Below are 13202 nucleotides of genomic sequence, written 5' to 3' on the forward strand. Positions count from 1 at the left end.
AATCCCTAATGTCAAAAGTAGCAACAAGATTTGCTCCCTCACCTACTGGAGCGCTTCATATTGGTGGAGTTAGAACAGCTTTATTTAATTGGCTATTTTCTAAAAACCAAAAAGGAAAATTTCATCTTAGAATTGAAGATACTGATAAAGAAAGATCTAAAGATGAACATAAAGTTCAAATTATCAAATCTTTAAAATGGATTGGTATAGAGCACGATGGTGAAGAATATATACAATCAACTAAAATTGATGATCATATAAAAGTTGCTAATGATCTGCTTAAAAGTGGTAATGCATATAAATGCTACTGTTCAAGTGAAGAGATTGAAGAACAAAAAAAAAGAGCCAGACAAAAAAAGCTTCCTTATATCTATAATAGAAAATGTAGAGATCTATCACAAACAGATTCTCCTAAAGATATTAAACCTGTAATTCGATTTAAAAGTAAAATTGAAGGATCTACTGTACTAAAAGATTTAGTTCAAGGTGATGTAGAAATTGACAATAATACAATTGAAGATTTTATAATTTTAAGAAATGATGGAACGCCAACATATAATTTATCTGCAACCGTTGATGATCATCAAATGAATATGACCCATATCATTAGAGGCGATGATCATAAGATTAATACATTCAAACAAATGCAAATTTACTCAGCAATGAAATGGGAAGTTCCTCAATTTGCACATATACCTCTTATTCATACAATAGAAGGTAAAAAATTATCAAAAAGAGATAATGCATCAACTTTAGATGACTACTCTAAAATAGGAATAATGCCTGATGCATTAAGGAATTATTTACTGAGATTGGGTTGGTCTTTTGAAGATAAAGAAATATTTACTCTAGATGAGAGTATTAAGTACTTTAACTTAGAAGGTATAGGAAAATCACCATCTAAACTAGATATGAGCAGAATTCTATCAATGAACGAGCATTATATTAAAAATATTGATGAAAATGATTTATTTAATCAACTAATAGAATACTGCAAATTATATAAAAATGAAATTAAGTCAGATAAAAAAGATAAGATCAAAAAATCTTTAACTTTCTTAAAAAATAAAGCAAAGACATTAGAAGATATATTTAATAATGGTCAATATATTATTGTAAATGAAGTAAATTTTAATCAGGATGACATTAAGATCATTGATGATAAAGCAAAAAAAATCATTTCTGCTTTCAGTGAACAATTTGCTACCATTGATAAGCTTAGCAAAGAAACGTTAGAGCCAATAGTAAATGAACTAATTAAATCAAATAATACAAATTTTAAAGGAGTTGGTCAGCCTTTAAGAATAGTTTTAACAGGTTCAAAATTTGGACCTGGCATATATGATATAATTATTTCACTTGGAAAAGAGGAAGTTATAAAAAGATTAACTAATAAGAAACTTAGTTAACACGGAAGAAGCTTCATCAGAAGATGAGGTTTTTGATCTAATTTTAGTTAAAGTTTCATCACACTCATTGATTTGTTTTTTCATTAATTCTGGGTTTTTTAAAAAATAAACAACAGAATTGTAAATCTCTTTAGCATTACATTCTTTTTGTATTAATTCAGGAATTATCTCTTTGTTGTTAATAATATTGATGATATTAGCAAATTTTGTTTTCACCAACATTTTAACAATTAAAAAATTCAAAAAATTCATTTTATAAATAATTATAGAAGGAACTCTTGCATTGCAAATTTCAAGAGAAACAGTTCCAGATTTAGAAACTGCGAAAATAGATTTATTTAAAATTTGTTTTTTAATATTTTCTTCAGAAATAACTTCAACATTTTTTAAATTTATATTTTGAATTTTTTCACTAATTAAATTTTTATTATCCTCAGTAGTATGAAAAATAAAAGTAAAATTATTAAATTTTCTATTCATCATATTAATAAAATCTATCAAGATAGGCAAAAGTAAATTCACTTCAGATGATCTACTTCCAGAAAAAAGAGAAATAATTTTTTTATCATTGGATATAATGTTAGTTAGATCTATTTTGTTTTTTGACTCTTCTTCAAGCAACGGATGACCGACAAAAGTATTTGGAATATTTTCTTTATCAAAGTATTTTTTTTCAAAATCAAATAATAATAAAACATGATCTAAAAACTTTTTAAATTTTTTTACTCTGCCCTCTCGCCATACCCATACTTGTGGTGCTACATAATGAATAGTTTTTATATCATTATTTAATTTTTTAACTTTTTCTGCAACTCTTAATGTAAAATCAGGACTATCTACACTAAACAAAATATCTGGATTAAATCTTATTATCTCTTCTACTGTTCTATTTATTTTATTCTTTATTTTAAAAATATTTAATAAAACACTTGTAAAGCCGATGTGAGTAATTTCTTTTAGGTTAAAAATAGATTTTATCCCTAGCGAATTTAAATGTGTTCCACCGACACAAGCATATTGAATATTAGGATTATTTTTTTGGACTTTAGATATAACTTTAGAAGCAAGTTTATCTCCAGAAGGTTCACCAGTTAATATAAAGATTTTTTTCATTTTACCGAGATAAACATCTTATTTCTATTTGCAAATTTTATGCATTTGATTTTATCTAAAAAAACATGTTGTTTGCTTTTTATAACAATACCCTTTAATCCAGCAGTCTTACTTTGTTTGATAGTTTTTAATCCTATCGTTGGCAGATCTACTCTTAAGTCTTGTTTTTTTTTGGGAAACTTAACTAATACTCCGTGATTTCTAAATATTTTGCTTTTGCTTTTTTCAAGCATTTTTTTAGTCCCACCTTTTCCTTCTATAGAAATCACTTTTTTGTTTCTAACTACAACAGCTTGGCTAAAATTATATTGTCTTAAATTATTTAATGTTTTAATTGCTTTTTTAATATCTAATTGATCTTGTTTGTTTGGTTTTATCTTTGAATAATTGCCTTTCGTTAAGGATAATTCGGGATTAAATTTAAGTGAATTTTCTGTTTTTATCTTGTTTTGTGCCAATATCTTAATAATTTCTTTAAGTATCGCTGCATCTCCAAGCTTTGAAGCTTTGATTATTCTAGGGATATAATAAATTCCTTTTAAATCTAATTTCAATTTAGAAAAGTTTGGTTTATTTACTTTTCCAGCAAATAAGACTTTTTTACAGTTATTTTCCCTAAGAATATTAATAATTTTACCGAATTGACCCATAGATACAGCAAAAGAATTTTTATCTTTTTTAAATTTCTTTGATTTTGATAAATCAATTATCAAATATTTTATTTTATTTTTTTTAATTGTTTTTAGAATTTCCTTTGGAAAATCAGTATCACCAAAAATTAATCCTATCATCTTATGAAAATGGTGTGCAAATAGATCTTTTTTTATCTTTTGTTATAAATTTGATTACATCTTTGACTAACGGATTTTCTTGAAAAGAGCCATTCAATTTACTTATATTTTCATTAATGTTTTTTGTAGCAAAAATTTCTTTATAAGCATCACTTAAGCCTAAGATATCCTTATTTTCATACTTAGCTCTTCTCAACCCTATTAAGTTCAATCCTTGTAATGAATTTCTATTTCCGGTAGACAATCCATAAGGTATTACATCATGTAATACACCAGTCATTCCACCAATCATTGCCATTTTTCCAATCCTAGTGAATTGTTGAACAGCGGAATTGCCACCAATAACAACATTGTCCTCAATAATTGCATGACCACCTAAAGGTACATTATTTGCAATTATTACATTATTACCAACATAACAGTCATGAGCAATATGTGATGAAATCATAAATAAACAATTATTTCCAATAACTGTTTTGCCCCCACCACTAACTGTACCAGGGTTTATTGTTACATACTCTCTAATTTTGTTATTATCACCAATTATTAAATTTGTAAGTTCACCATTGTATTTCAAGTCCTGTGGATCATTAATTGAAACAAAAGGATAAATCTTATTTCCCTTTCCAATTTTAGCACTTACAGAAATATTTACATGAGAATGAATGATGGTATTTTCACCAATTTCTACATTTGGACCAATTACACAATATGGACCAATCTCAACATTTGAAGCTATTTTTGCTTTAGGATCTATTATTGCTGTTTTATGGATCATTTATTATCTTTGATAAATTTTTTTAAATCTTTAGCAGGGTAACCCATTTGTTTACTATTATCAGGAATATTCTTTATAACACCAGATCCACCTCCTATTTGTACATTGTTACCAATTTTTAAGTGTCCAGATATACCTGCTTGACCACCAATCATCACATTATTTCCAATTATAGAACTACCAGCAAAACCTACTTGTCCTGCAATGATACAATTTTCTCCTATCTTATTATTGTGAGCAATATGAACTTGATTATCAATAAAGGTATTTTTGCCAATTACAGTATTAGACAAAGAGCCTCTGTCTATTGTAGATCCACAACCTATTTCACAATTATCTTCAATTATAACAATGCCAATATGTGGATATCTAATATTTCCTTCATTATTTGGAAAAAAACCAAAGCCTTTTTTTCCAATTACACACCCATCTAAAATAGAAATATTATTTTTAATTAATGTGTTTCTAATAATCACATTAGATCCTATTGAACAATTATCTCCAATTGTAACATTACTTTCAATTATCGAGTTATGTCCTATTGAGCAATTTTTTCCAATTTTTACATTTTTTCCTATTAATACGTTATTACCATGTCTTAATTTTTTATAAAAAGGTGTCTTTTCAATATTCAATGTTAATGGATCAAAGTCATCTGTAATAGCATTTGGATAGAAAAGTTTAGTAATCATTGCCGTAGAAATCAAAACATTTTCAACAACAATAGGTTTGCAATTATTAGGTAAAATATTTGATAATTGTTTAGTAGTTAAACAATAAGATGCTTTTGTTAATGCTGCTACAGTCTCATATTTTTTTGAATGAAAAAAAGTAATATCTTTATCAGTCGCAGAACTGATATCTTTTATATCAAAGATTTTTGTATCTTTATAATTAGAATTATTAATAACATTTATAGAGGTTAAAATATCATCAATTTTTATAGGACCTCTATTTTCAAAAAATGGATTAATCATTAATAAACTTTACTACCAAAATTTTAAAGATTTGTTTATCAATAATTATTACTAATTATTTTCTATCAACAATTGTTGCTGACCATATAGCATCAGCCATTTTTTTACCCTCTACAAAGGCCTCACCTTTATATTTCCAAACTCTTCCATGGGATCTTATTGCTTCAATATTAAGTTCTAGTTTGCAGTCTGGTATAACGGGATTTCTAAATCTTGCTTTTTCAATTCCCATAAGAAAAACTAATTTATTTTCATATGTCTCTTTATCTATGCCATGGGCAGTAAGAGCTGCTGCAGCTTGACCAAAAGCTTCAACTATCAAAACACCAGGCATAACTGGGTTACCAGGAAAATGTCCCTGTACAAAAAAACTTTCTTTTGTCACGTTAACAATGGCTGTTGCAGAAAAAAGTTTCTTTATATTGATCAATTCATCAATGAGAAGCATTGGCTCTCTATGGGGTAATAAATCAATTATTTGTTTTTTATTTAAACTTATAGACATATCTATTGTAATTTTATCTTTTTAATTTTTGAATTTAAAATTTCAATGATAGTTTTTGTAAGATCTAGCTCAGATTTACCAATTATAATACTTTGTTTTGGAATTATATATGAGATAGAATTTTTTTGTGAGTATTCAGCTAGTATGGGTGTTAGTGCCTCTATAAGTTTTTTTTGAGAATTATTTTTCATTTTAGAAATATCATTAATTTTTTTATTTCTTGATAACTTGTAATCTTCAACTTTTTTTTTAAATAATTCAGCTTCTTTTAAATATTCTTGTTCACTTAAAATATTCTTTTTTGAAATTATTTTTTTTTCTTCATCTAGAAGGTTTTTTTCAATTTTTTTAAATTTATTTTGACTAGATTTATTTATTTCACCAAGTTCTTTAATGATTAATTTTCCAGCTAAAGAATTATTCATTACAAAATCAATATCTATGAAATAAATATTATTATTTGATAGGGCCATATTTGGATACAGCATTGGGATTATTATCAAAAAATATCTTAAGTATTTTATAAATTTCATTAAAATGTAGTACCTAGATTAAATCTAAAGCTTTCAGTCTTATCGGTAGAGTTTTTTGTAATAGGTTGAGATAATGAAAAATTAAGTGGTCCTATTGGTGTTAATATATCCATAGCCACACCGGTTGAGCTTCTAATTTTGTTATTATCATCAATTGCACTATCATAATCAACACCCCATACATTTGCAGCATCAACAAATATTGAAAAGTCCATATTTTGAAATGATGGCAACAATGTAGGCAACGTAGCACTAAAGTTTAAAGCAGAAATATAATTACCACCTACATAGTCATTATTATCGATCGGTCCAATTTTTCCTGCCTCAAAACCCCTAAGTTTACTGCTAGGCATAAACAATCTTTTGGAAATTCTCACATCTTCATTACTTAATGCGTTTACAGCTTTACCATAAAAACTAACTTTAGTAACCATTTCTGATATTTTTTGATATCTAGTAGTCTCAAACGAGTTAACTATTTCATAATTATCAGATACTAATGGTAATTCTTGTCTAAATATATTTCTAAATCCTTCATCTGGACGAAATCTTTTGTTTCTCAAATCGTAATCTAAAGAGTAATTAAAGTAATTATCAAAATAATCACCTTCTTGTTTTTTAAGGGATGCTGAAGCTGCACTAGTGGTTTCTAGTTTTTCATAAGAAACATCAAATTCAGGTCTAAAATATAAGTTTTCAAACTGTTCAAAGGCAGTACCTAGGGATAGACCTAGATCAGATGTCTTATAACCAAAGTCCTTTATATTATCCGTAGATGTACTTCTTATAGAGGTAAATAGAGAATTATCTGAATAATTAAAATTAGGTTTTTCATATATAAATTGTCCCTTTATAGCATTGTCTGAAATTTGTAAATTTGAATTTAACTTAATACCCCTACCTAAAAAATTATTTTCTTTTATTCCGCCTCCTATTTGTCCTCCAGATGTTCCAACACCAGCACCTAAAGAAATTTCACCAGTAGGTTTTTCTTCAACAGTTAGATTTACGACTTTAAGTCCTTCACTAGATCCAGAAACAATTTCTGCTTCTACTTTAGAAAAAATATTTTTTGCTTTAATGTTGTTTACAGATTTATTAAATAAAATTTCATTATAAGGGTCACCCTCATCTACTATTAGAGCATTTCTGATAACTTCTTCAATAGTATAACTGTTTCCTTGTATATTGATCTTTTCAACATAAAATTTTTCATTATCTTTAAGTGTAAAGGAAATATCTAATTTATTGTTATCAACTATAGTTTCTTCTAGTGATGCATCAATAAATTGGTATTGTTTTGTAAGAGCTATTTTATCTACCTCCCTTAAGATTTTTTCTACTTTATCTAGTGAATATTCTGTATCCTTTAATTTTACTAAAAATTCATTAATTTTGGTAAAATATTTAGGATCATAATCATCAGCTAACTTTAAAGATAAATCATTGAATTTGAATTTTTCACCTGCCTCAATGTTAAAAATCAATTTAAAAGAATTATTATTATTAAATTCCACAAAAGAATTTGTTATTCTTACATTGTAATAACCATTATTTTTATAAAAGTTAGATAATAATCTTTTATCTAATTCTATTCTTTCATAATTAAGATAAACAGATTGGGAGATAAACTTCCAAAATTTTCTTTCTTCAGATGTAATGATATTTTTTAATTTTCTATTTTTTATTTTTTTATCTCCAATAAATTGAATTTCTTCAATTTTGGCTCTTTTACCAAGATTGACTTCATAAATTAATCTTAATGAATTCTGTTCTTCATTTAAAGAAGAGGTGGTTTTAATTTCTGTAAAATAGTATCCACTACTTTTTAAAATATTTTTAATCAAATTTAAATCAGATAAAAATAAAGATTCCACATATGAGCTTCTATTTTTTAATTTAATCTTATCAAATAACAGCTCAGTTAAATTTTTACTTTTAATGCCATTAATTTGAACATCTTCAATTATGGGGTTTTCAATGACGGAAATTTCTAAAATTGAATTATTAATCTTTAATTTAATTTCTTTAAAAAAATTAGTATCATAGATGTTTTTAAGTACTGTATTTAAATCTTCATCATTATAATCTTTATCAAAATCAATATCGCCAAAAACTATTATAGATTCTTTAGAAATTCTTTTATTTCCATCGACTTTAATATCTTTAAAACTTTGCGCAAAAGTAAGAGAAGAAATAAAGAATAAAATAAAATTAATTTTTAGAACTGCTTTAAACATAAGGATTTATATAGTTAAATTCTCAATTTTCAAACTTACATAATCGTTCAATTTGATGATTTCATCAATGTTTTTTGCCTTTAATTTCTTAAATTTTGAAAATTCTTTCATTTTGATTATTTTGAATAAAAGGGTTGAGATTTGATTGAAGGTTATTTTTTTATTTAGAAATAAATCGACTAACTTATCATTTGCACTTACTAGAACTGTTTCAAATAAAGAGTCCTTATTAGGCATTTTCTTTAGAATATTTACAACTGGAAATTTAATCAAGTCTACATTGGAAAAATTAAGATTATTTAATATATCAAAATCAATATTTTTTGTTGATATTTTTTTTTCATAATTCCTATAAAAAGAATTAAATATAGGTATTCTCATATTAGTATCGTGCATCAACATTTTAATTAAACCATTGTTGAATTTAACAATTGCATGAACATATGAATTTGGATGAATAAGAATTTTTAATTGACTATATTTATAATTAAAAATTTTTTTAGCTTCTATAATTTCAAAAACTTTATTCATCAATGTGGCTGAGTCTATAGATATTTTTTTTCCCATTTTCCAATTAGGGTGTTTTAGAGCTTTCTTTATAGTAATTTCATTAAATTTATTTAATGGAAATCTATTAAATGGACCACCTGAAGCTGTGATAAATACTTTTTCTACATCTGTATTTTTCGCATTATCAATTAAAGACCATATGGAAAAATGCTCAGAATCTACAGGTATAAATTTAACTTTAAATTTTTTTAACTCCTTTTGAATTAATGTCCAGCCACAAATAATAGATTCCTTATTTGCAATGGCTATATTTTTTGTAAACTTAATAGTTTTTAAAGTGGGATTTAAACCTTCTAAACCAGAAATTGCATTTAGAATATAGTCAGCTTTTTGCTTCTTAAAAATTTTATTTAATAAATCATAATTATTATAAATATTAATTTTTTTATTTTTAAGTTTTTTTTTTATTTCTAAATAACTTTTCTTGTTTGTAACAATGATATTTTTAACTGTAAAAATTTTTAATTGTTTAAGTAATTCTTTAATATTACTATTAACTGATAATAATAAAATTTCACAATTATTAGCATCTTTTTTTAAAATATTTAAAAATGATTTACCAATAGAACCAGTTGAGCCTAAAAGTGCAATTTTTTTTTTCATTTTAGTTTAAAAGATTTAATAAAAAAACACCTAATGGTGCAGCAAAAATTATACCATCTACTCTATCAAGTAAACCACCGTGGCCAGGTAAAAGATCGCTCGTATCTTTAACTTTCGCTTTTCTTTTTAAATAAGAAATAAATAAATCACCTAATTGAGAAGTTAGAGAAATTGCAATTGTTAATATTAATAAAGTTAGAAAATCGTATATAATTAAATTATTGTAGAATATTGGTATTAAAAAAATTGATAATACAAAAGATCCAATTGAGCCCGATATCGTTTTATTAGGACTTATTTTAGTTAGTTTTTTACCCTTAAAGGTTTTTCCAAATATAAGTCCTCCAATGTCTGACGAAATAGCTATTAAAACTGAATATAATAAATATATTTTTAAATCCGTTAAGTGAGATTCAATAAGAAATACAAAATAAACGAATAATGATAAATATAATAAGGAACCTGACTTAAGCATAAATCTTAACAATCTATCTTTGAATTTATTTTTTTTTATAATTTTAGAAACCATTGCATAGAATTCAATCCATACAATTATTGCCATAATTAATAATGAGCCAATCATTATAAATGAGTAAAGATACATTGCAGAAAGTAATGAGAATAACAAAATAGATGTTAGTATTCTTTTTTTTAATTCAGAAGACATTATATTGAACCATAATTTCTTTTTATAATTTTAAATCTATTTAATATTTTTTTAAAATCACTAACGTTAAAATCTGGCCATAATTTTTTTTCAAAAAAAATTTCTGTATACGCTAACTGCCAAAGCATAAAATTACTTAACCTTTGTGTGTTTCCGGTTCTGATTAAGATATCTGGATCGATTATATTCTTTGTAAATAAATTTTTATCTATGTTTTCTTTATTAATAATGATTCTTTTTTTTTAATATTCTTTATAGATTGAACAATTTCATTTTTTGAACCATAGTTTAAGGCAACATTAACCTGTAAAGATAGATTTTTAGATGTCTTGAATTCAGATTTCTTTATAAGTGCTTTTAATTTTTTTGGTAATTTATTGATTTCACCAATGAATTTTAATTTGATGTTTTTTTTTATTAAATTATCAATTTTGTTAGTAAGAAAATTTTCTAATAAATTAAATAAAAAATTTATTTCTTTTTTTGGTCTTTTCCAATTTTCAGTAGAGAAAGTGTAAAGTGTTAAGTATTTAATGTTTATTTTTAAACATTCGTTAATAATATTTTCTACACTGTTTAAGCCAGCTCTATGACCAGCATTTCTAGAGTTTTTGTGTTTAATGCCCCATCTACCGTTTCCATCCATAATAATGGCAACATGTTTAATTGGGTTCATATAGTCATGATTTCTTTTTCTTTAATCTCAACTTTTTGATCAATCGTTTTAATATGATTGTCAGTAAACGTTTGTACTATCTTTTCATATTTCTTTTCATCATCTTCACTAATTTCTTTAGATTTAAGTAAATTCTTTAACTCATCATTAGCTTCTCTTCTAATGTTTCGAATTGATACTTTGCACTTTTCACCCATTGATTTAATAACTTTTTTAATCTCCACTCTTCTTTCTTCACTTAAATCTGGAACAGGTAATCTTATTAATTGACCATCTATCTGAGGATTTAAACCCAATTCAGATTTTTTTATAGCTGAATCTACTAATGAAACATTGTTGGCATCCCAAACTTGAATATTTATCATTCTTGGTTCAGGTGTTGTAATACTAGCAACTTGATTTATTGGCATAGCTTGGCCGTACACATCAACTTTAACAAGATCTAGCATTGCAGCATTTGCACGACCTGTTCTTAAAGATGTTAGTTCTTTAGAAAAAACCTCAATGGTTTTATCCATTTTTTGATTATATGTTTTGTCGTTAAACATTTATTCACCAATTTTTAATCTATAAAAATCATTAATCTTTAAACCAGAAATATTAAGTTCTTTAACAATATCTTGAACTTTCTTTTTTGGTTCCATAACCCAAGCTTGAGTTAATAATGCATTTTCCTCTTTAAATTTATTCATTCTACCTAAACTAATTTTTTGAACAATTTCATCTGGTTTGCCTGAGCTTTTAAGTTCTTCTGTGACTAATTCTAGTTCTTTTTGTATAAGATCTTTGTCAATTGAGTCTGCATTTAAAGACAAGGGACTAGACGCTGCAATGTGCATTGCCAATTGTTTTCCAAAAGTTTTGACTTGATCTGAAACATCTTTAACTTCAAGCGACACAATAACAGAAAGTTTAGACAAATTATCTTTAACAACTGTATGTAGGTAGTTGAAATTTTTAGAACCTGAGTAATTAAAAGTTTTTGCTCTACCTATTGTTATTTTTTCACCCATTTTAGCTATAAGTGCAACTAAACTATCTTTAACAGTTTCGCCATTTGACATTTTAGTTTCGCTTAGCTTTTCAATATTAGATTCTGCTTGATTATTAAGTTCACTCAATTCTTTAGCAAATAATACAAAATCATCGTTTTTGGCAACAAAATCTGTTTCACAGTTAACTTCAATAATAGAAATTTTATTTTCATCACCAGAAGTTGCAATTACACCTTCTTTAGCATCTCTTGACATTTTCTTAGAAGCTTTAGATATGCCTTTAACTCTTAAAATCTCAACAGCTTTATCTAAATCTCCACCAGACTCTTTAATTGCAAGATTACAATCTTTAAAACCAGCACCAGTTGCTTCACGTAATTGTTTAACTTTTTCTATATCACTCATTAGTTTAATTTTTTTTTATCCTTTTTAGCAAATTTGGCATCAAGTTTTTCTCTATCAATTTCTTGAACTGTTTTAGTAGATGCTTTTTTTGATTTGACTTCATCTGCTTCTGGTTTGTCATCTACTTTTGCTGGAGCAGCTTTTTTTGCGTTTTCGATAGTTTCTTTTACTAAATTACAATAAAGATCAATTGCTCTTCTAGCATCATCATTTCCCGGTATTGGAAAATCTATTCCATCAGGGTTTGAATTACTATCCAAAATAGCACAAATTGGAATGCCCAATTTAGATGCCTCAGCTATTGCTAAAGATTCATAATTAGTATCAATTATAAAAACTAAATCTGGAACTTTTTTCATCTCAGCAATTCCTCCTAGAGCTCGTTCCAATTTGTCTTTTTTGACACTCATTTTTAATAATTCTTTTTTTGTGAAACCTCTATTTTCAGCAACAAGATCTGCCTCATATTTTTTCATTTTCTTAATTGAACCTGAGATAGTTCCCCAGTTAGTTAGCATTCCACCTAACCATCTATAATTTACAAAGTATTGGCCAGTTTCTTTAGCAACTTCAGCTATAGCTTCTGATGCTTGCTTTTTTGTTGATACAAAAAGTATTTTTCCGTTATTAGCAATTGTATTGTAAACTTTTTCTAAAGCTACATTGGTAAGTTCTAGTGTTTGAGTTAAATCAATAATATGTATTGAGTCTCTTTTTCCAAAAATGTACTTTTTCATTTTTGGGTTCCATCTTAGAGTCTTGTGACCTAAGTGTACTCCTGCTTCTAATAGTTGTTGGATAGTTAAACTTGGTATTTTCATATTTATTCCCGGTTAAGCCACCACAGTAATTTCCATTTAAGGACCGGAGGTATAAAACCACAAACTGTGTGCGTGTTAATTTAATTTACCAGGTATTTACAAATATTTAATGAAACAAA

General features: G+C 26.1%; 15 protein-coding genes. 1 reads left to right on the forward strand and 14 read right to left on the reverse strand.

What is annotated here, in order from left to right; translation table 11 throughout:
- The first annotated feature begins 8 nt into the window (after positions 1-8).
- A complete protein-coding gene (gene gltX / locus AC5SLO_RS03355) occupies positions 9-1409 on the forward strand; it encodes a glutamate--tRNA ligase (protein ID WP_494573761.1) in 1401 nt (466 codons plus the stop codon).
- Here gltX and lpxB read toward each other — a convergent pair.
- Genes lpxB through rpsB form a run of 14 tightly spaced genes read right to left on the reverse strand, consistent with a single transcriptional unit; the run spans position 1386 to position 13083 of the window.
- Positions 1386-2522 carry a lipid-A-disaccharide synthase gene (lpxB, locus tag AC5SLO_RS03360; protein WP_494573762.1) on the reverse strand — a complete coding sequence of 379 codons (1137 nt, stop codon included), beginning with the start codon at positions 2520-2522 and terminating at the stop codon, positions 1386-1388. The genes gltX and lpxB overlap by 24 nt on opposite strands.
- Complete coding sequence (locus AC5SLO_RS03365) at positions 2519-3313, reverse strand: LpxI family protein (protein ID WP_494573763.1); 795 nt, start codon at positions 3311-3313, stop codon at positions 2519-2521. The genes lpxB and AC5SLO_RS03365 overlap by 4 nt, the downstream gene beginning before the upstream one ends.
- A 1-nt stretch (position 3314) precedes the next feature.
- Entirely contained in the window at positions 3315-4091 is a 777-nt protein-coding gene (gene lpxA, locus AC5SLO_RS03370; protein WP_494573764.1) for an acyl-ACP--UDP-N-acetylglucosamine O-acyltransferase, read from the reverse strand.
- On the reverse strand, positions 4088-5068 hold the full coding sequence (lpxD, locus tag AC5SLO_RS03375; RefSeq protein WP_494573765.1) for a UDP-3-O-(3-hydroxymyristoyl)glucosamine N-acyltransferase: 981 nt from the start codon (positions 5066-5068) through the stop codon (positions 4088-4090). Before lpxD ends, lpxA begins: the two co-directional genes overlap by 4 nt.
- Positions 5069-5123: 55 nt before the next feature.
- The gene (gene fabZ / locus AC5SLO_RS03380; protein WP_271516720.1) at positions 5124-5573 is read right to left on the reverse strand and encodes a 3-hydroxyacyl-ACP dehydratase FabZ; all 450 of its coding nucleotides are present in this window, start codon (positions 5571-5573) and stop codon (positions 5124-5126) included.
- A gap of 2 nt (positions 5574-5575) precedes the next feature.
- Positions 5576-6106 carry an OmpH/Skp family outer membrane protein gene (locus tag AC5SLO_RS03385; protein ID WP_494573766.1) on the reverse strand — a complete coding sequence of 177 codons (531 nt, stop codon included), beginning with the start codon at positions 6104-6106 and terminating at the stop codon, positions 5576-5578.
- The gene (gene bamA, locus AC5SLO_RS03390; protein ID WP_494573767.1) at positions 6106-8346 is read right to left on the reverse strand and encodes an outer membrane protein assembly factor BamA; all 2241 of its coding nucleotides are present in this window, start codon (positions 8344-8346) and stop codon (positions 6106-6108) included. The genes AC5SLO_RS03385 and bamA overlap by 1 nt, the downstream gene beginning before the upstream one ends.
- Before the next feature lie 6 nt (positions 8347-8352).
- Positions 8353-9519, reverse strand: a complete 1167-nt coding sequence (locus AC5SLO_RS03395; RefSeq protein WP_494572595.1) for a 1-deoxy-D-xylulose-5-phosphate reductoisomerase — start codon at positions 9517-9519, stop codon at positions 8353-8355.
- 1 nt (position 9520) lies between these two features.
- Positions 9521-10186, reverse strand: a complete 666-nt coding sequence (locus AC5SLO_RS03400) for a phosphatidate cytidylyltransferase (protein ID WP_494572596.1) — start codon at positions 10184-10186, stop codon at positions 9521-9523.
- Positions 10186-10419 carry an undecaprenyl diphosphate synthase family protein gene (locus AC5SLO_RS03405; protein WP_494573781.1) on the reverse strand — a complete coding sequence of 78 codons (234 nt, stop codon included), beginning with the start codon at positions 10417-10419 and terminating at the stop codon, positions 10186-10188. The genes AC5SLO_RS03400 and AC5SLO_RS03405 overlap by 1 nt, the downstream gene beginning before the upstream one ends.
- On the reverse strand, positions 10395-10862 hold the full coding sequence (uppS, locus tag AC5SLO_RS03410) for a polyprenyl diphosphate synthase (protein ID WP_494572597.1): 468 nt from the start codon (positions 10860-10862) through the stop codon (positions 10395-10397). The genes AC5SLO_RS03405 and uppS overlap by 25 nt, the downstream gene beginning before the upstream one ends.
- On the reverse strand, positions 10859-11410 hold the full coding sequence (gene frr / locus AC5SLO_RS03415; RefSeq protein WP_494572598.1) for a ribosome recycling factor: 552 nt from the start codon (positions 11408-11410) through the stop codon (positions 10859-10861). Before frr ends, uppS begins: the two co-directional genes overlap by 4 nt.
- Positions 11411-12262: a translation elongation factor Ts gene (gene tsf / locus AC5SLO_RS03420; RefSeq protein ID WP_494572599.1), complete on the reverse strand. Its 852-nt coding sequence runs from the start codon at positions 12260-12262 to the stop codon at positions 11411-11413.
- On the reverse strand, positions 12262-13083 hold the full coding sequence (rpsB, locus tag AC5SLO_RS03425; RefSeq protein ID WP_494572600.1) for a 30S ribosomal protein S2: 822 nt from the start codon (positions 13081-13083) through the stop codon (positions 12262-12264). Before rpsB ends, tsf begins: the two co-directional genes overlap by 1 nt.
- Positions 13084-13202: the final 119 nt, after the last annotated feature.

Source organism: Candidatus Pelagibacter sp. PS_44 (assembly GCF_059417735.1).

Excerpts from the sequence above, each read along its gene's own strand:
- AC5SLO_RS03395 (WP_494572595.1), bottom strand. The coding sequence starts at position 9,519 with ATGAAAAAAAAAATTGCACTTTTAGGCTCAACTGGTTCTATTGGTAAA.
- lpxB (WP_494573762.1), bottom strand. The coding sequence starts at position 2,522 with ATGAAAAAAATCTTTATATTAACTGGTGAACCTTCTGGAGATAAACTT.
- bamA (WP_494573767.1), bottom strand. The coding sequence starts at position 8,346 with ATGTTTAAAGCAGTTCTAAAAATTAATTTTATTTTATTCTTTATTTCT.
- AC5SLO_RS03365 (WP_494573763.1), bottom strand. The coding sequence starts at position 3,313 with ATGATAGGATTAATTTTTGGTGATACTGATTTTCCAAAGGAAATTCTA.
- AC5SLO_RS03385 (WP_494573766.1), bottom strand. The coding sequence starts at position 6,106 with ATGAAATTTATAAAATACTTAAGATATTTTTTGATAATAATCCCAATG.
- lpxD (WP_494573765.1), bottom strand. The coding sequence starts at position 5,068 with ATGATTAATCCATTTTTTGAAAATAGAGGTCCTATAAAAATTGATGAT.
- tsf (WP_494572599.1), bottom strand. The coding sequence starts at position 12,262 with ATGAGTGATATAGAAAAAGTTAAACAATTACGTGAAGCAACTGGTGCT.
- rpsB (WP_494572600.1), bottom strand. The coding sequence starts at position 13,083 with ATGAAAATACCAAGTTTAACTATCCAACAACTATTAGAAGCAGGAGTA.
- lpxA (WP_494573764.1), bottom strand. The coding sequence starts at position 4,091 with ATGATCCATAAAACAGCAATAATAGATCCTAAAGCAAAAATAGCTTCA.
- fabZ (WP_271516720.1), bottom strand. The coding sequence starts at position 5,573 with ATGTCTATAAGTTTAAATAAAAAACAAATAATTGATTTATTACCCCAT.
- frr (WP_494572598.1), bottom strand. The coding sequence starts at position 11,410 with ATGTTTAACGACAAAACATATAATCAAAAAATGGATAAAACCATTGAG.
- uppS (WP_494572597.1), bottom strand. The coding sequence starts at position 10,862 with ATGAACCCAATTAAACATGTTGCCATTATTATGGATGGAAACGGTAGA.
- gltX (WP_494573761.1), top strand. The coding sequence starts at position 9 with ATGTCAAAAGTAGCAACAAGATTTGCTCCCTCACCTACTGGAGCGCTT.
- AC5SLO_RS03400 (WP_494572596.1), bottom strand. The coding sequence starts at position 10,186 with ATGTCTTCTGAATTAAAAAAAAGAATACTAACATCTATTTTGTTATTC.